Annotated in this window: 13 protein-coding genes and 1 tRNA gene; 3 read left to right on the top strand and 11 right to left on the bottom strand. The window is 70.9% G+C overall.

Translation table 11 applies throughout. The annotated features are described in order from the left end of the window. Window positions 1-155 precede the first annotated feature (155 nt). The gene (gene lepA, locus OG440_RS24870) at window positions 156-2,024 is read right to left on the bottom strand and encodes a translation elongation factor 4 (RefSeq protein ID WP_406008991.1); all 1,869 of its coding nucleotides are present in this window, start codon (window positions 2,022-2,024) and stop codon (window positions 156-158) included. 269 nt (window positions 2,025-2,293) lie between these two features. Between lepA and rpsT the strand changes: the two genes are divergently transcribed. After that, the gene (gene rpsT / locus OG440_RS24865; RefSeq protein WP_020127768.1) at window positions 2,294-2,560 is read left to right on the top strand and encodes a 30S ribosomal protein S20; all 267 of its coding nucleotides are present in this window, start codon (window positions 2,294-2,296) and stop codon (window positions 2,558-2,560) included. 254 nt (window positions 2,561-2,814) lie between these two features. On the opposite strand, the gene OG440_RS24860 is transcribed toward rpsT, so the two are convergent. The 8 genes from OG440_RS24860 to leuS all read right to left on the bottom strand — a co-directional run bounded on the left by OG440_RS24860 (window position 2,815) and on the right by leuS (window position 13,970). Further along, window positions 2,815-3,210 carry a nuclear transport factor 2 family protein gene (locus OG440_RS24860; RefSeq protein ID WP_406008990.1) on the bottom strand — a complete coding sequence of 132 codons (396 nt, stop codon included), beginning with the start codon at window positions 3,208-3,210 and terminating at the stop codon, window positions 2,815-2,817. A gap of 131 nt (window positions 3,211-3,341) precedes the next feature. Beyond that, window positions 3,342-4,331: a DNA polymerase III subunit delta gene (holA, locus tag OG440_RS24855; RefSeq protein ID WP_406008989.1), complete on the bottom strand. Its 990-nt coding sequence runs from the start codon at window positions 4,329-4,331 to the stop codon at window positions 3,342-3,344. 200 nt (window positions 4,332-4,531) lie between these two features. Continuing rightward, window positions 4,532-4,777 carry a hypothetical protein gene (locus OG440_RS24850; protein WP_406008988.1) on the bottom strand — a complete coding sequence of 82 codons (246 nt, stop codon included), beginning with the start codon at window positions 4,775-4,777 and terminating at the stop codon, window positions 4,532-4,534. 177 nt (window positions 4,778-4,954) lie between these two features. Then, the gene (locus OG440_RS24845; protein WP_406008987.1) at window positions 4,955-7,651 is read right to left on the bottom strand and encodes a ComEC/Rec2 family competence protein; all 2,697 of its coding nucleotides are present in this window, start codon (window positions 7,649-7,651) and stop codon (window positions 4,955-4,957) included. Between the two features lie 77 nt (window positions 7,652-7,728). Next, window positions 7,729-8,820 (bottom strand): helix-hairpin-helix domain-containing protein, encoded by a 1,092-nt coding sequence (locus tag OG440_RS24840; protein WP_406008986.1) that lies wholly within the window; start codon window positions 8,818-8,820, stop codon window positions 7,729-7,731. Between the two features lie 314 nt (window positions 8,821-9,134). Beyond that, window positions 9,135-9,980 carry a DegV family protein gene (locus tag OG440_RS24835; RefSeq protein ID WP_406008985.1) on the bottom strand — a complete coding sequence of 282 codons (846 nt, stop codon included), beginning with the start codon at window positions 9,978-9,980 and terminating at the stop codon, window positions 9,135-9,137. 157 nt (window positions 9,981-10,137) lie between these two features. Then, window positions 10,138-10,875: a hypothetical protein gene (locus OG440_RS24830; protein WP_406008984.1), complete on the bottom strand. Its 738-nt coding sequence runs from the start codon at window positions 10,873-10,875 to the stop codon at window positions 10,138-10,140. Between the two features lie 209 nt (window positions 10,876-11,084). Then, window positions 11,085-13,970 (bottom strand): leucine--tRNA ligase, encoded by a 2,886-nt coding sequence (leuS, locus tag OG440_RS24825; protein WP_406008983.1) that lies wholly within the window; start codon window positions 13,968-13,970, stop codon window positions 11,085-11,087. 428 nt (window positions 13,971-14,398) lie between these two features. On the opposite strand from leuS, the gene OG440_RS24820 reads away from it, so the two are divergent. Further along, a complete protein-coding gene (locus OG440_RS24820; protein WP_406008982.1) occupies window positions 14,399-15,709 on the top strand; it encodes a cytochrome b/b6 domain-containing protein in 1,311 nt (436 codons plus the stop codon). Further along, on the top strand, window positions 15,706-17,316 hold the full coding sequence (locus tag OG440_RS24815; protein ID WP_406008981.1) for an NADH-ubiquinone oxidoreductase-F iron-sulfur binding region domain-containing protein: 1,611 nt from the start codon (window positions 15,706-15,708) through the stop codon (window positions 17,314-17,316). The genes OG440_RS24820 and OG440_RS24815 overlap by 4 nt, the downstream gene beginning before the upstream one ends. A 241-nt stretch (window positions 17,317-17,557) precedes the next feature. Here the strand turns inward: OG440_RS24815 and OG440_RS24810 are convergent. Together OG440_RS24810 and OG440_RS24805 are read right to left on the bottom strand one after the other, a co-directional pair. Continuing rightward, window positions 17,558-17,630 (bottom strand) — tRNA-Ala (locus OG440_RS24810). 131 nt (window positions 17,631-17,761) lie between these two features. Then, window positions 17,762-17,995 carry a hypothetical protein gene (locus OG440_RS24805; RefSeq protein WP_003976229.1) on the bottom strand — a complete coding sequence of 78 codons (234 nt, stop codon included), beginning with the start codon at window positions 17,993-17,995 and terminating at the stop codon, window positions 17,762-17,764. Window positions 17,996-18,007: the final 12 nt, after the last annotated feature.

Genomic DNA, 18,007 nt, shown 5'->3' with positions numbered 1-18,007 from the left:
TTGTTTAACTCACGAGTAACTACCGGGCAGGGATCAGAGTAGAGGGCGACTGGCCAGCACGTAAGAGGCTCCGGGCAGTCACTTTCTCCTGAATAGAGCCACAGGGCCCGCCGCGCTGTCGCGCGACGGGCCCTGTGAACCGGCGTAAATCGTGGCTACTTCTTGCCCTTGCCCGATCCGGCGTTGTCGTCACTGCTCAGGACGGCGATGAAGGCCTCCTGCGGAACCTCCACGGAACCCACCATCTTCATCCGCTTCTTGCCTTCCTTCTGCTTCTCCAGCAGCTTCCGCTTCCGGGAGATGTCACCGCCATAGCACTTGGCGAGGACGTCCTTGCGGATGGCGCGGATGGTCTCGCGGGCGATGACCCGGGAGCCGATGGCCGCCTGGATGGGCACCTCGAAGGCCTGCCGCGGGATGAGCTCGCGCAGCTTGGCGACGAGCCGCACACCGTACGCGTAGGCCGCGTCCTTGTGCGTGACCGCCGAGAAGGCGTCCACCTTGTCGCCGTGCAGCAGGATGTCCACCTTGACCAGGCTGGAGGCCTGCTCACCGGTGGGCTCGTAGTCCAGGGAGGCATAGCCGCGCGTCTTGGACTTCAGCTGGTCGAAGAAGTCGAAGACGATCTCCGCGAGCGGGAGCGTGTAGCGGATCTCGACCCGGTCCTCGGAGAGGTAGTCCATGCCGAGCAGGGTGCCGCGCCGGGTCTGGCACAGCTCCATGATCGAGCCGATGAACTCGGAGGGCGCGAGGATCGTGGCGCGTACGACGGGCTCGTACACGTCGTCGATCTTCCCCTCGGGGAACTCGCTCGGGTTGGTGACCGTGTGCTCGGAGCCGTCCTCCATGACCACGCGGTAGACCACGTTGGGCGCGGTGGCGATGAGGTCGAGCCCGAACTCGCGCTCCAGCCGCTCGCGGATCACGTCGAGGTGCAGCAGGCCGAGGAAGCCGACGCGGAAACCGAAGCCGAGGGCGGCGGAGGTCTCCGGCTCGTACACCAGCGCCGCGTCGTTGAGCTGGAGCTTGTCGAGGGCGTCGCGCAGCTCGGGGTAGTCGGAGCCGTCCAGCGGATACAGCCCCGAGAAGACCATCGGCCTCGGGTCCTTGTAACCGCCGAGCGCCTCGGTGGCCCCCTTGTGCAGGGTGGTGATCGTGTCACCGACCTTGGACTGGCGGACGTCCTTCACACCGGTGATGAGATAGCCGACCTCACCGACACCGAGGCCGTCGGCCGACTTCATCTCGGGGGACGAGACGCCGATCTCGAGCAGCTCGTGCGTCGCGCCGGTGGACATCATGCGGATCCGCTCACGCTTGTTGAGCTGACCGTCGATGACACGCACGTACGTCACGACGCCGCGGTAGGAGTCGTACACCGAGTCGAAGATCATGGCGCGCGCGGGGGCGTCCTGGACGCCGACCGGGGCGGGGACCTCGGCGACGACCCGGTCCAGCAGTGCCTCGACGCCCAGACCGGTCTTGGCGGAGACCTTGAGCACGTCCGCGGGGTCGCAGCCGATGAGGTTGGCGAGCTCCTCGGAGAACTTCTCGGGCTGGGCGGCCGGAAGGTCGATCTTGTTCAGTACGGGGATGATCTTGAGGTCGTTCTCCATCGCCAGGTAGAGGTTGGCGAGAGTCTGGGCCTCGATGCCCTGGGCGGCGTCGACCAGGAGGACTGTCCCCTCACAGGCGGCCAGCGACCGGGACACCTCGTACGTGAAGTCCACGTGCCCGGGGGTGTCGATCATGTTGAGGATGTGGGTCTTGCCCGGATCCCCGGTCGGGGCCCAGGGCAGCCGGACCGCCTGGGACTTGATCGTGATGCCGCGCTCGCGCTCGATGTCCATGCGGTCGAGGTACTGAGCACGCATCTGCCGCTGATCGACGACTCCGGTCAGCTGGAGCATGCGGTCGGCGAGAGTGGACTTGCCGTGGTCGATGTGCGCGATGATGCAGAAGTTGCGGATCAGAGCCGGGTCGGTACGGCTCGGCTCGGGCGCGTTGTTAGGGGTCGCGGGCACGCAGGGTCCTGTCTCTTGAGGCGCCTTGTGCCTCGGGTCGGATCGATACGTAGGCTCCATGGTCCCACGGGTGGCGACCGGGGACCGGTTTGGGCCACTCGGGGAGCCACTGGTAGTCTGGGCAGCTGTGTCTCCTGCCCTCTCAGCACGAGGCACATCTCCTCGGAGAACTTCTCGGACAACACTTCTCGGGGAACTTCGGGGTATCTCGGAAAATCATCGGTACGGGACCCGTACGGGCCCGTGCCTGAACCTGAAAAGGCTCATTCGTGGCGAACATCAAGTCCCAGATCAAGCGGATCAAGACCAACGAGAAGGCTCGGCTGCGCAACAAGGCCGTCAAGTCCTCCCTGAAGACCGCGATCCGCAAGGCCCGTGAGGCTGCTGCCGCGGGTGACGTCGAGAAGGCCACCGAGTACCAGCGCGCTGCCGCGCGTCAGCTCGACAAGGCCGTCTCGAAGGGCGTCATCCACAAGAACCAGGCCGCCAACAAGAAGTCGGCGCTTGCTTCCAAGGTCGAGACCCTCAAGGGCTGATCCCCTCAGATGTGATCGCCGGAAGGACCAGGGCGGGCCCTCTCTCATCCGCCCCCGACCGGCACCAACGGATCGCGCACGGCCTGCGTTCGCCACGCGGGCGCGATCCAGCAGCTCCAAGCGTGAACCGAAGGCCCCCGAGCCTCGCCCTTCCCCAGGGCGGACGCGGGGGCCTTCGGTCTGCGTCGGGACCTCTGCCTGAGGCGGGCCTTCGGTCCGGGTCGGGCCTTCGGCTGCGTCGGGGCCTTCGGTACTCAGGACCAGAAGTCGTTGCTCACGTCGATGTCCTCGACGCACTCGTCGAGATCGCTGATCTTGTCACCGACGATGCGGAAGACGATGCCCCCGTTGTCGTCCAGGTGCTTGCCGCTGCGGTCGGCGGTGATGCGGTGCAGGGAGACCGCGTGCCCACGGCCGTCGACGAGTACGGTGCGCAGGTCGACGCGCAGCGACCCGCCCGTCTCCGAGAACAGCCTGCCGTACATCTCCACGACCGCGTCCAGGCCCTTGAAGTCCCCGGAGAGCATGTGGGAGCCGGGCACATGGTGCGTACAGTCCCCCGTCATCATCCCGCGCAGGGCGTCCATGTCTCCGCGGGTGAAGGCCTCGTATCCCTTGCGGACCAGTGCCGCGTGCGGGTGTTCAGCCATGTCGATCGCCACCTTTCGCATGCGCCGGCGATGTGCGGCCGATACCCCCGATTCTCCTCCGCGGCGGCCGAACGGCTACTGGATCACCCCGGCGTCACCTGGGGATACGGCCGTCGCGTGCTACCCGCGCGCTACCCGCGACCTCCGGACCGTGCGGCCCTCGCGACCGCCACGACGGCCTTCTCCAGGGCGTACTCGGGGTCGTCACCGCCACCCTTCACTCCCGCGTCCGCCTCGGCGACGGCCCGCAGCGCGACGGCCACTCCGTCCGGCGTCCAGCCCCGCATCTGCTGACGCACCCGGTCGATCTTCCAGGGCGGCATGCCCAGCTCCCGGGCGAGATCGGCGGGCCGGCCGCCGCGCGCCGAGGACAGCTTGCCGATGGCCCGCACTCCCTGGGCCAGCGCACTGGTGATCAGCACAGGGGCGACCCCGGTCGCCAGCGACCAGCGCAGTGCCTCCAACGCCTCGGCGGCCCGCCCCTCCACCGCCCGGTCGGCGACGGTGAAGCTCGACGCCTCGGCCCGTCCGGTGTAGTACCGCCCGACGACGGCCTCGTCGATGGTCCCCTCGACATCGGCGACCAGCTGGGACACCGCCGACGCCAGCTCCCGCAGATCGCTGCCGATGGCGTCGACCAGCGTCTGGCACGCCTCGGGCGTCGCCGACCGCCCCGTGGTCCGGAACTCCTGCCGCACGAAGGCCAGCCGGTCCGCCGGCTTGGTCATCTTCGGACAGGCCACCTCCCGCGCCCCCACCTTGCGCGCGGCGTCAAGCAGCCCCTTGCCCTTGACCCCGCCGGCGTGCAGCAGCACCAGCGTGATCTCCTCGGCGGGCGCCCCCAGGTACGCCTTGACGTCCTTGACCGTGTCGGCGGACAGGTCGTGCGCGTTGCGTACGACGACGACCTTGCGCTCCGCGAAGAGCGAGGGGCTGGTCAGCTCGGCGAGCGTGCCGGGCTGCACCTGGTCCGAGGTCAGGTCCCGGACGTCCGTGTCGGCGTCGGCGGCCCTGGCGGCGGCCACCACCTCCTGCACGGCACGGTCGAGCAGAAGGTCCTCCTGGCCCACGGCAAGCGTCACCGGGGCGAGCGGGTCGTCATTCGCAGTCTTCCTGGCCATCCCCGAAAGCATCCCACGAGCCACTGACAACCCGGCCTCCGCCGACGGGCCACCGACGAAACACCACCGATGAACCACTGACGAACCACTGACGAACCACCGACGAGCGACAGTGGGTCGCCGACAGGTCGCCCGTCGGGTCAGGGTCACGACAGATCACCCGCCAGGTCGCTCATGACAGGCGACCCGTCGGGTCGCGGTCACGGCTCCTCCCGCCAGCCCTCCCACTCCCCCGCGAACTCGTCCAGGGCCGCCGCGTCGAGGCGCTCCTCCTCGTCCCGCAGCAGGACGAGCCACTGCGCGTCCTCCGCGTCGTCCTCCCCCGCCAACGCGTCCCGGACCACCCTCGGCTCCTCGCGCACCCCGAACCGTTCCCCGAGCACCTGCGCCACCTCCTCGGCGGCATCGCGATCGGGCAGCACCAGCACATGTCTCACATCGCTCACCGCACCATCTTCCGACACGCTCAGAAGACACCGCCCAGCCGGTGGCCCCAACCGTCGACTCCACCGTTGCTCCAGCCGTCAGCTGTTGGCTTTAGCCGTCAGCCGTCAGCGGTCAGCGGTCAGCGGTCAGCGGTCAGCGGGGAGTCTCCGCGCCGTCAGCCGGGAGTCTCCGCGCGCTCAGTCCCGCGCCACCCGCAGCTCCCCGCCCGGATCGGCGGAGACCGCCAGCGCCCCGTCCCGGTCCGTCCGCAGCACAGCCGCGCCTTCCGCGCGCAGCGCCGCGACCGTGCTGGGCGCGGGATGCCCGTACGGGTTGTCCGCGCCGCACGAGATCAGAGCCAGCCGTGGCGCCACGGCGCGTATGAGGTCGGGATCCTGGTAGGCCGAGCCGTGATGGGCCACCTTGAGCACATCCACCCCACGCACCAGCAGTGCCGCCGACGATCTCGACAAAGCCTGCTGGGCCGGGGGTTCGAGGTCGCCGAGCAGCAGCATCCGCAGCCCGGCCACCCGCACGAGCAGCGTCACGCTCGCGTCGTTCGGCCCGTCCGGTCGCGACGCCGGACGCGATGGCGGCCACAGCACCTCCCAGTCGAGAGCACCGACCCGCCGCCGCTCCCCGGCCCCGGCCCGCACCACCGGCACATGCCTCGCCGCCGCCTCCCTCCTCACGAACTCCACCTGGTCCACGGGCTCCTCGAACCCCGTCGTCTCGATCGCCCCCACCGCCCGGCCCCGCAGCACCCCCGGCAGCCCGGCCACGTGATCGGCGTGGAAGTGGGTCAGCACGACGAGCGGCACCCGGGTGATCCCGAGCTTGCTCAGACATCGGTCGACCAGTGTGGGATCCGGCCCGGCGTCCACCACCACGCCGGCGCCGTCGCCCGCCGCCAGGACGGTCGCGTCGCCCTGCCCCACGTCGCACATCGCCAGCCGCCAGCCCGGCGGCGGCCAGCCCGTGAGCACCCGGGTCAGCGGCGGCGGTTGCACCACCACGAGCAGAAGCAACGCCCCGCAGACCGCGCACAGCCACGGGTGCCACGACAGTCGCCGACCGAGCAGCACCACCCCGCCCGTGACCAGGGCGAGCAGGAACGCGCCGCCCCAGCTCCCCGGCCAGTCCACTCCCCCGCCCGGCAGTGCCGCACCGCTCCGTGCCACACCCGCGATCCACTCGGCCGGCCAACTCGCGCACCACGCCAGCGTCTCGGCGACCGGCATCGCCACCGGAGCGGTCGCCAGCACCGCGAAGCCCACTACCGTCGCCGGCGCGACCGCGAACTCCACCAGGAGATTGCAGGGCACCGCCACCAGACTCACCCGCGCCGACAGCACGGCCACGACCGGCGCGCACAGCGCCTGCGCCGCCGCCGCTGCCGCCAACGCCTCCGCGAGCCGCGGCGGCACCCGGCGCCGTCGCAGAGCGGCACTCCAGCGTGGCGCCAGGGTCAACAGGGCCCCGGTGGCCAGCACCGACAGCAGGAACCCGTAACTCCGGGCCAGCCACGGGTCGTACAGCACCAGGAGCAGCACCGCCGTCGCCAGCGCCGGGATCAGGGACCGACGGCGGCCGGTCGCCAGCGCGAGCAGCACGACCGCCCCGCAGGCCGCCGCGCGCAGCACACTCGGGTCGGGCCGGCACACCACCACGAAGCCGAGCGTGAGCGCGCCACCGAGCAGCGCGGTCGCCCGGAGCGGGACGCCGAGGCGAGGTGCCAGTCCCCGTCGCTCGACGTGCTGTGCCAGCCCCGGCGGGCCGAGGAGCAGGGCGAGGATGATCGTGAGGTTGCTGCCGGAGACAGCGAGGGTGTGGGTCAGATCCGTCGCCCTGAACGCCTCGTCCAGTTCGGGTGTGATCCGCGAGGTGTCCCCGACGACCAGGCCCGGCAGCAGCGCCCTCGCGTCCGCCGGAAGCCCGTCGGTGGCCTCCCGCAGCCCGGCCCTCAGCCGCCCTGCCAGCCGCTGCGCGCCCGACGGCTCCCGCACGACCGCCGGTACCGCGCGGCCCCGCACCCGCAGCACGGCCGCGAAGCGGTCCCCGCCGGCCAGCGCGGGCACCAGCCGCCCGGTCACCCGCAACCGAGTGGACGGCAACAGCTCCAGCCAGGGCGACCCGGACCGCACCCCGGAGCCCGGAAACTCCCCGGTCCCAGCCCGGCCCGCAGCCCCCTCGGGAGTACCGCCGACCCCTGTACGACCAGTCTCCTGGCGGCCAAACAACTCACGGCCCGGCACCTCACGGCCCCGCAGCTCACGGCCGGGCACCTCACGGCTCTCGGGATGTGCCCGTGCACCACCCGAGCCCCGGCGCGAGCCGACGTCCACCAGCATCAGCACCGGGGCCCGTGTCGCCACGGCCGCCCGGGCCGCCCCCTCGACGCTGCGCACCTCGGCGTCGATCAGGACGGAGTCCGGGGTCACATGGTCCCCTCTGACCCGGGGCCGGGCGAGTCGCGGATCGGAGGTGATCTCGACCTCGGCGGTGACGTTCGCGTACTCCCGCGCCAACTCCGGTACCGGTCCCCGGCGCAGATCGGCCCCGTGCAACCCGGCCGACGCGGCAGCCGCGCCCACACAGAGCAACGAGGCGGCGACCGTGACGCCGGGCCACGCGCGCCGACCGGCGACGGGCCACGCAGCGCGCCCCGCACTGCGCCCCGCACGGCACCTGCCCACACGCCGGCTCACGATCAGCAGGGCGCCGCCGACCAGTAGACAGACGGCCACGATGCCGGACACCACTCCCGAGGACGCGTCCAAGGTCAGCGCCGCCGTCGCCCAGGCGGCGAGTGCCGGTGGTACGAGCCGTAGATCCACCGGCCCTTCCTGACGCGGGTGGGCGTCGCCCAACCGCTTCCCGGAGGCCGCGTGCACGGCCTGACGGGTAGGGGAACCAGGCCCGGCCCGAACGCCCACGACCCCGACGCCCCCGGCCCCGGCGTCCTCGCGCCTCATGGCCGCACGAGATTCCGCAGGTCGGCGAAGCGTCGCTCGCCGATGCCGTTCACCTCACGCAGTTCGTCCACCGACCGGAAACCGCCGTGCTGCGCCCGGTAGTCGATGATGTGCTGCGCCAGCACGGGTCCTACGCCGGGCAGCGTGTCGAACTGGTCCACGGTGGCCGTGTTGAGGGAGACGGGTACCGGTGGCCCCGCGCCCACGCCGGCACCGGTGGAACCCGCCCCCGACGACCCGGCTCCCGTCCCCACCGCCCCGGGCTGCGGGACGGGAACGCCGACGACGACCTGCTCACCGTCCACGAGGAAACGCGCGCGGTTGAGACCGTCGGTGTTGGTGCCCGGTCGCACACCACCGGCCGCGCCCAGCGCGTCGACCACCCGTGAACCGGCCGGAAGCCGGTGGATGCCGGGCTTCCGCACCTTGCCGCTGACGTCCACCACGATCTCGGCCCCTGCCGTGCCGCCGACCCCCGCCGTGCCGCCGACTCCCGACGGGCCCGCTGAAGAGGCGGACCCGGCAGCCGAGTTCGGCTCCCCCGTCTCGTAGGGGGCGGCGGCGCGTACCACCTCAGGTGCCCGGACCGGCTGGGCCCGGCCGACCCAGAAGTGCTGCACGGCGAGGACGGCGGCGACGACGAGCAGCACCGAAAGCGCGAGCACGCTCCTGCGTTCCAGGCCGCAGCGCGCCAGCAGCCACACCGGCATCCGCTCACGCAGAGCGAGCCCCATCCGCTCCTGCCAGGGCCCGGCCACACGAGGAGTACTCCCCCGACGAATCCCGACGCCGAAGCCGTCACCCTCGATGTCGCCACTGGCCCTGGCACTGGCATCGGTGAGCCGCGCGCCCTCGGCGCCGGCCGCATCCACCCGTGACGCACCGAACCTCTTCGGAGCGGCCGGCGCCACCGGCACCCTCGTCCGCACCGGTCCCGTCCCCGCTACCGCCGCACCCGCCGGGCCGTCCGGACCGGCAGCCTCCAGCACACCCGACGCACCCGAAGCACCGGGCCCCCCAACAACGACAGCACCCCCGCCACCCCCTCCACTCCCGCCGTCCCCGCCGCCCTCACCTGGCGGCCCCATCCCCATCTCCCCTTCCTCCCGGGGTCGTTCGGCGAACAACGCCTTCGCCCGGCGGCGGATCTCCTCCGCCGAGGCGTGCCGGGGTCCGGTGCGGGCGCGGGCACCGCCCGGTGGGCGGCGAAGGCGTGGGGAACGGCTGTCGGAGCCGGGGCCCCGGCCGGGGCCGCTGGTCGCGTTCGGGCTGCGTGGACGTGATCGAAGTGCCATGCCACGAGGATCGGACACTTCTCCGCACCGCGATGATCTTGCTCAATTCCCGGGGACGAACGCCCGGTTGTGGATAACTCCACCACTCACACGAGTGAGCGGGGCCTTCAGCGCGGCGAGACCACGAGTCCCAGCAGTCCCGGTCCGGTGTGCGCCCCGATCACCGCGCCGACCTCGCTCACGTGCAGGTCGGCGAGTCCGGGTACGCGGGCCCGCAGGCGGTCGGCGAGGGCGGACGCCCGGTCGGGGGCGGCGAGATGGTGCACGGCGATGTCGACCGGCCCGCTGCCCGCCCGGTCGGCCCCGAGTTCTTCGAGGCGGGCGATCGCCCTCGACGCCGTCCGCACCTTTTCCAGGAGGTCGATGCGCCCCCCGCTCAGCTGGAGCAGCGGCTTCACCGCGAGCGCGGAGCCCAACAGGGCCTGCGCGGCGCCGATGCGGCCGCCGCGGCGCAGATAGTCCAGGGTGTCGACGTAGAAGTAGGCGGAGGTGTTGGCGGCGCGTTTCTCCGCCGCGGTGACCGCCTCGTCGACCGTGCCGTCCGCCTCGGCGACCTCGGCCGCCGCGAGCGCGCAGAAGCCGAGCGCCATCGCGACCATGCCGGTGTCCACCACCCGTACCGGCACCGGCGCTTCACGCGCCGCGACGACGGCGGCGTCGTAGGTGCCGGACAGTTCGGCGGAGAGGTGGAGGGAGACGATGCCGGTGGCACCGGACTCGGCGATCCTGCGATACGTCTCGGCGAAGAGCTGGGGGCTGGGACGCGAGGTGGTGACGGAACGTCGCTTCTGCAAGGCCTGGGCGAGAGAGCGGGTCGAGATCTCGCTGCCCTCTTCGAGAGCCTGGTCGCCGAGGACGACGGTCAGGGGCACGGTGGTGATGCCGTGACGCTCCATCGTCCGCTGCGGCAGGTAGGCCGTGGAATCCGTGACGATCGCGACATGGCGGGACATGATCTGGAGGTTACCTGGCGTAGCCCCCGTGCGGCAGCCCGGCCCCTCGCGGCTGGACAGCCCTTGACCGAATCAAGTACCACTCCGGACGCCGGCTTACGCAGGACCACGTCACCTGGCGGACGGGCGCGCGAAGGACGGGAATCCGGTCCTCGTCTCAGGTGGTGCTCTCGGGGCGCGGCTTCTTCTGCCACGGGTAGGCGGGGCGCGGTGCGGGTGGCGTGATGGACGGCCGGGTCGGCTCCTGGGCGGAGCGCGCGCCCGGTGTCTCCGGCCAGGTCTGTCCTGCCGCCGCGCTGTCGGCGGCCGGGGCCTCGGGCCACGGGGGCGGCGTCTGCGGGGCGGAGTCCGATGTGGTCCAGTGCCGCAGGGCACCGGCTTCGACGTCGATCTGGGTGCTGAGGGAGTCGAGGTCGTCGTCCGCGAAGCGGCGGGCCCGGTCGCGGGCGGCCCAGCGCAGCGAGTCCGCCGATCCCGTGACGCGCTCGGTGCGCTCCCGCAGTGAGGGCAGCCGCGCGGCGAGCGTCGTCCGGTCCGGTTCGGATTCCAGCCGCTTGAGCTCGTTGTCCAGTTCGTGTCCGTGGGCGCTGAGCCGGTGGAACAGGGCGAGGGACTCCTTGAGGGACTCGTCCTCGGTGACGCCGGCGGACAGCGCGTCCTGGGTGGCCCGCATCGACGTACGCAGCTTCAGCCTCAACTGGGCGAGCTCGCCGGCCGGTCCGAACTGGGCGAAGGACTTGGCGCGCAGCGTGTGGTCCTCGACCGTGCGGCGGGCCTGGTCGATGGTGCGGTCGACGCCCCGCTTGGCGGCGCCGATCACCTTCACCGTCGCGTAGGCGCCGAGCGCGAGGAAGAGTACGAAGAGCAGGGCGACGACTGCGATCACTGCTTCCACGAGCTCCTCCTCCGGCCTGCCACGACACGTCCGGCGCCGCACAGGGCACGCCGCACTTCACACGGTAAACGAGACGGGCAGGCTCGGAGTTCCAGAAGAACCCCGAACCTGCCCGTAGGGGACTACCCCGAGCCGCACCCGCCGGCCCGTGAAAGCCGGCCCCACCGGGCGTACAGCCCCGTCACGCGTACCGCCCCGTCACGCTGCGCTCACGCCGTGACGATGTTCACCAGCTTCGGCGCCCGCACGATGACCTTGCGGATTCCGGCCCCGCCCAGCGCCTTCACGACGCCCTCGTCGGCCAGCGCCACCTTCTCCAGCTCCTCGTCGGAGATCGACGGGGACACCTCCAGGCGTGCCTTGACCTTGCCCTTGATCTGCACGACGCAGGTCACGCTCTCGTCCACGACGTACGCCGGGTCGGCGACCGGCAGGTCCCGGTGGACGACCGAGTCGGTGTGGCCCAGCCGGCGCCACAGCTCCTCGGCGATGTGCGGGGCCAGCGGGGCGACCAGCAGCACCAGCGGCTCGGCGACGGAGCGCGGCACCGCGCCGTCCGCCTTGGTCAGGTGGTTGTTCAGCTCGGTGATCTTGGCGATGGCGGTGTTGAAGCGCAGGCCCTCCAGGTCCTGGCGCACTCCGTCGATCGCCTTGTGCAGGGCCCGCAGGGTGTCCTCGTCAGGCTCGGTGTCGACGACGCTCAGCTCACCGGTGCTCTCGTCGACGACGTTGCGCCACAGCCGCTGCAGCAGGCGATACTGGCCCACCACCGCGCGCGTGTCCCAGGGACGCGACACGTCCAGAGGGCCCATCGCCATCTCGTACAGGCGCAGGGTGTCGGCGCCGTACTCGACGCAGATCTCGTCCGGAGTGACCGCGTTCTTCAGGGACTTGCCCATCTTGCCCAGCAGGCGGCTGACCTTCTCGCCCTGGTGGAAGTACGCGCCGTCGCGTTCCTCCACCTCGGTGGCCGGCACCGGGAAGCCGCGGCTGTCGCGGTAGACGTAGGCCTGGATCATGCCCTGGTTGAACAGCTTGTGGAACGGCTCCGCGGAGGAGACGTGCCCCAGGTCGAACAGGACCTTGGACCAGAAGCGCGCGTACAGCAGGTGCAGTACGGCGTGCTCGGCGCCGCCCACGTACAGGTCGACACCGCCGTGGGGCCGGTCCTCGCGGGGGCCCATCCAGTACCGCTCGATCTCCGGGTCGACCAGCTTCTCGCTGTTGTGCGGGTCCAGGTAGCGCAGCTCGTACCAGCAGGAACCGGCCCAGTTGGGCATGGTGTTGGTCTCGCGGCGGTACCTGCGGGGGCCCTTGCCGTCACCCAGGTCCAGGGTGACGTTCACCCAGTCCTCGTTGCGCGACAGCGGCGTCTCCGGGGACGTGTTCGCGTCGTCCGGGTCGAAGGTGCGCGGCGAGTAGTCCTCGACCTCCGGCAGCTCCAGCGGCAGCATCGACTCGGGCAGCGCGTGGGCGACGCCGTCCTCGTCGTAGACGATCGGGAAGGGCTCGCCCCAGTAGCGCTGCCGGCTGAACAGCCAGTCGCGCAGGCGGAAGTTGACGGTGCCCTCGCCGATGCCCTTGCGGGCCAGCCACTCGGTGATGCGGGCCTTGGCGTCGGTGACACCCAGGCCGTCCAGCGAGATCTCCTCGTTGGACGAGGCGATGATCTTGGCGTCGTAGGACCCGAAGGCGTTCTCCCACGTCGAGGTGTCGGTACCGCGGCCGTCGGTCGGCTCGACGACGCAGCGGATCGGCAGCTCGAAGGCGCGCGCGAACTCGAAGTCGCGCTGGTCGCCCGCCGGGACGGCCATGATCGCGCCCGTGCCGTAGCCCATCAGCACGTAGTCGGCGACGAAGACGGGGACCTGCTCGCCGTTGACCGGGTTGGTCGCGTACACGCCGGTGAAGACGCCGGTCTTGTCCTTGGCCTCGGCCTGGCGCTCGACGTCGGACTTCGACGCGGCCTGCGCCCGGTACGCGGCGACGGCCTCGGCCGGGGTCGCGTGGCCGCCGGTCCAGACGTCGTGCGTGCCCTCGGGCCAGGCGTCCGGGGTGAACTTGTCGATCAGCGGGTGCTCGGGCGCCAGGACCATGTACGTCGCGCCGAACAGGGTGTCCGGGCGCGTGGTGAAGACGGTGATGCGCTCGCCGTCCACGGGGAAGTCGACGCGGGCGCCCTCCGAGCGGCCGATCCAGTTGCGCTGCTGCAGCTTGATGGCCTCGGGCCAGTCCAGCGCGTCCAGGTCGTCCAGCAGGCGGTCGGCGTAGGCCGTGATGCGCATGTTCCACTGGCGCAGCTTGGCCTTGAAGACGGGGAAGTTGCCGCGCTCGGAACGGCCGTCGGCGGTGACCTCCTCGTTGGCCAGCACGGTGCCCAGACCGGGGCACCAGTTGACCGGGGCGTCGGAGGCGTAGGCCAGCCGGAACCCGCTCAGGACGTCGGCGCGCTCGGTGGCGCTCAGTTCGTTCCACGCGCGCGTGGTGCCCGGTACGGCGCGCTCACCGGACTCGAACCGGGCGACCAGTTCGGCGATCGGACGGGCCCTGTCCGCCTCGTCGTCGTACCAGGAGTTGAAGATCTGGAGGAAGATCCACTGGGTCCACTTGTAGTAGTCCGGGTCGATCGTGGCGAACGACCGGCGCTTGTCGTGGCCCAAGCCCAGCCGGCGCAGCTGGGACTTCATGTTGCTGATGGCCGCCTCGGTGGTGATCCGAGGGTGCTCGCCCGTCTGCACGGCGTGCTGCTCGGCGGGCAGGCCGAAGGCGTCGAAGCCCAGGGTGTGCAGGACGTTGTGGCCGGTCATGCGCTGGAAGCGCGCGTAGACGTCGGTCGCGATGTAGCCCAGCGGGTGGCCGACGTGGAGGCCCGCACCGGAGGGGTACGGGAACATGTCCATGATGAACTTCTCGGGCCGGGCCGCCAGCTCGGGGTCACCGGCCAGGTCGCCCTTCGGGTTCGGTGCGGCGTACGTACCCTCGGCGTCCCAGAAGTCCTGCCAGCGTGCCTCGATCTCGGCGGCCATGGCAGCCGTGTAGCGGTGCGGCGCGGCCTCCGCCGGTGCAGCGGCGGCAGCGGGGTTCGTCTCGCTCATGGTCCTCAAAGCTCCATCGATCGTCTCTGCCAGCGGGTTGTCGTCCAGGAAACGAAAAATCCCCTCGCACAGGAGGGGACGCCGCGCCGATTCCGAACCGTCCGTTCACCGGCGGTCGGGACTGATCAGCGCGGCCCACTAAGCAGAAGGCGTACAGCACACATGGCGTTAGGGTACCGCAGGCCTTGAGCAAGCCGCGCCGTTCGTACGTATGCATGGTCGCGACAACGTTGGTGCGACCAGAATGGCGAGGACGGAACTGAACCAAGGTCAAGGGTTACTTCGCGTAACAGCAGCTAAGGGACATCACAACAGTCACATTGTCGTTTGATAACAGCGCAATAACTCAAACCTCGTACCCATCGGTATGGAGCCACTTAGAGTTCGGCAGCGGGACCGCTTTCCCGAAACTGCTCGGAGTTGCCCCCATGAACCCTCGTTCTAGTAACAGCTCGCTTCCCAGGTCAGGCCGGTCGGCCTACGGGGTGGCGACGGTTGTCGTCCTGGTCCTCATACCCGTGGTCGTGCTGGTCGGCGGCGACCAGTTCCAGGCATTCCTCAACTTCGGTGCGGGCGTGCTGTCACTGGTATGCCTCACCTGCTCGGTCATCTGGGGTCTCGTGGCCCAGGACCGGCTCATCCTCAACACGCGTCAGCGGATCGTCGCGCAGGCGATCCACCGGGTGACCGCCGTGGGCTCCATCGCGTTCCTCGTCGTGCACATCTCCGTCAAGCTGGTGCTGCAGCACACCGTCCTGATCGCCGCGCTGATCCCGTTCAGCCTCGGCATCAAGGGCAGCGCCGGACTCATCGGCCTCGGCTCCCTGGCCGCCCTGCTCATGATCTTCGTCGGCATCACCGGCGCGCTGCGCAACCGGTTCTCCGCACCCGCCGAGGTCGCCGCCCGCTGGCGCGCGATGCACATGCTGGCCTACCCGGCGCTGTGCGCGGCCCTGATCCACGGCCTCTTCGCGGGGCGCGCCGCCAAGCCGTTCTTCATGATCTCGTACGAGCTGTGCCTGGCCGGGGTCATGGCCGCCCTCGCGCTGCGCTCCGCCCCGCGCCCGTTCAAGCGCAAGGTCGCCGACCAGGTCGCCGCGATCCTGGGCACGCAGGACCGCTCCGCCATGGACGGCCTGGACGCGTCACGCGCGCGCATGGGCGAGACCGGATCGTCCGCGCTGCCCGGTTACGAAGGCCGTTCGGGCCGCTCGCCGCTGACCGACACGATGAGCTCCACCCGGATGTCCCCGCCGTCGTCGCCGCTGTACGACACGCCCGCGCCCGCCCCGGAGCCCGCGAACGGCTTCGCCGCCGCCTACCGCGCCGTCAACACACCGCAGCGCGGCCAGCAGCCCTACGCGGCCGACCAGACCGCGCGGATGAACCTGCCGTTCGACATCCAGGCCACCGAGGCCATCCCCCGGGTCGACAACGTCGGCAGCACCTCGGGCAACTGGCCGATCCCGTCCCCGCCGCCGGTCGGCGAGGCGCCCCCGTCGGCCTACGACCCGCTCCAGGACACGGGATTCAACATCCCGGTCTACGACAATTCGGGCACTCCCGGGTACGGCGGACGTGACGTGTACGACACCGGTGAGACGAATGCCGCCTACGGCACGTACAACCAGAACGACACGTACAACAGCGGTCCCGCCAATGAACCATCGCCCGGGGCGTCGTTCGACGCACCGGGTTCGGGCGAACCTTGGAACACGCCTTCCGGAGGCTATAGGTGAACGAGGCCCTGCCCGACGTCCCAGAAGTCCGCGTGGTCGGACTTCCGCAGCTCACGTCGGGCTTCGACCTTGTCGAAAGACTCGATCTCCCCATGCACCTGAAGGTGCACGGGCCGCTCGAACCCCTCGGCGGAGAAGCCCTCGCGAAGCTCTCCGAGAACATCAACCTGAAGGGCCGCGGCGGCGCGGGCTTCCCCTTCCACAAGAAGCTGCGCTCGGTCGCCGAGGCCGCGATCAAGCGCGGCGTACGGCCGGTCGTCGTCGTCAACGGCAGCGAGGACGAACCGGCCTGCCGCAAGGACACGGTGCTCATCAACCGGGCCCCGCACCTCATCCTGGACGGTGCGCTGCTGGTCGCGGAGGCGCTGGGTGCCCGCACGCTCGTGGTGGGGGTCACCCGCGAATCCACCCAGCGCTCCATGGAGGCCGCGCTCGCCGAGCGCGGCCTCAGCAACGGCCGTAGATCGGCGCTGAAGGCGTTCGTCCAGCGCAACCCGATCCGCATGGTCACCGGCGCCGCCGCGTCACTGATCCGCTCCATCGACGGCGGCCCGCCGATCCCGCCCGGCCGCAAGGTCAGCGCCTCGCAGAACGGCGTCGGCGGCGCGCCCACCCTGCTCTCCAACGCCGAGACGTTCGCCCAGCTGGCCATCGCCGCCCGCATCGGCCCGGAGCGCTACGGCAACACCGGCCTGTACGACGAGCCGGGAACCGTCCTGCTCACGGTCTCCGGCGCGGTCGCCCGCCCGATGGTGATCGAGGTCCCCACGGGCGTGCCGCTGCGCTACGTCCTTCAGCTCGCCGGCGCCCCGCCGGTGCCCCAGGGCGTGCTGACCGGCGGCTACCACGGCAAGTGGATCGACGCGGCCACGGTCAACGAGGCGATCGTCTCCCGCAACTCCCTCGACGCGGTGGGCGGGGCGCTCGGCGCCGGCGCGATCCTGCCGATCAGCCAGGAGACCTGCCCGCTGGGCGAGTCATTGCGGGTGGCCCAGTGGCTGGCCGACGAGAGCGCGGGACAGTGCGGTCCCTGCTACCTCGGCCTGCCGGCCGCCGCGCGCGGCATGGAGGACATCATCAACGGCGGCGGCCCGGCCGCCCTGGAGGCGCTCAAGCAGGTCGCCAAGAACGTCAAGCGGCGCGGTGCGTGCTCGCACCCGGACGGCTCCGCGATGTTCCTGGAGTCGACCATCAAGGCGTTCACCGACGACCTGGCCGCGCATGTCCTCGGCAACGGCTGCGGACGCCCCGTGGAGGGCGTTCTGCCGCTCTTCGAGGCCGGCATGGCCCCGGCGGCCATCACCAGCGGCATCGCGCCGGAGGACAGCGGCTCGAGCCGCCAGAAGATCTTCGTCGACTGGACGCTGTGCCGCGGCCACGGCCTGTGCGCCGACATCCTCCCCGAGGTCTTCCAGCTCGGCGCCGACGGCTTCCCGACGGTGGCGCAGGCGAAGGTGCCGCAGAACGCCGAGGCGAAGGCGCTGCGCGCGGTACGCCGCTGCCCGGCCCTCGCCCTGCGCATCGAGGAGGACACGCGCGCGCAGGCGCCCGCCCGCAATCTTCCGGTCCTCTCCCAGGGCCGCGGCCGCCGCGCCCTCGGCCGCTGAACGTCACGAAGGCAGCCGAGCGCGACGACGGCAGAGCGGGAGAGCGACGAACGACAAGGGGCCGCCCGGTGACAGGCGGCCCCTGACTCGTCGGCTCTGACGGCATGTCCGGCGGGGGAAGGTCCGGCGGGGGAAGGTCCGGAGAGGGCAGGCCCGGAGGAAAGGTCCGGAGAGGGAGGCGGAACGCCATCCGAACGCAAAAGATCCCGCCGGATCGCATCCGATCCGGCGGGATCTGCTGTGGAGCTAAGGAGAATTGAACTCCTGACCTCCTGCATGCCATGCAGGCGCTCTACCAACTGAGCTATAGCCCCTCGTGGCCAGGCGGCGAAGCCGCGTACCGACCGTGTCGCCCGGTTCCCCCGGCGGCGACGCCAACATTACCGGCCCGGGGGGTGGAGCACCAAATCCTTTCCACCCCGTCCGGTTTCACCCGGTTTGCGGGTCAAGCGGTGACGAACGAGTAGAACCGCTTGAGCGTGCAGTGCTCTTCGAGGAGCCGCCCGTAGATCGGCTCCCCCTCCAGCTCACGGTACGTCTCGATCGGGTCGCCTTTTATGATCAGCGCCCGCGCGCATTCCTCGCACCAGTACTGGTAGTCGGGGTTGACCGGCTCCATGTCACGGACGATCGGGGTGCCGCTGCCGCACCAGTCGCACTTTCGCCTGTGTGCACCCATCGATCAGCTCCA

This window comes from Streptomyces sp. NBC_00637 (assembly GCF_045161545.1).
Lineage (GTDB): Bacteria > Actinomycetota > Actinomycetes > Streptomycetales > Streptomycetaceae > Streptomyces.
Note: the sequence above shows the minus strand (reverse complement) of the source record. Positions and strands in the feature narration are given on the sequence as shown.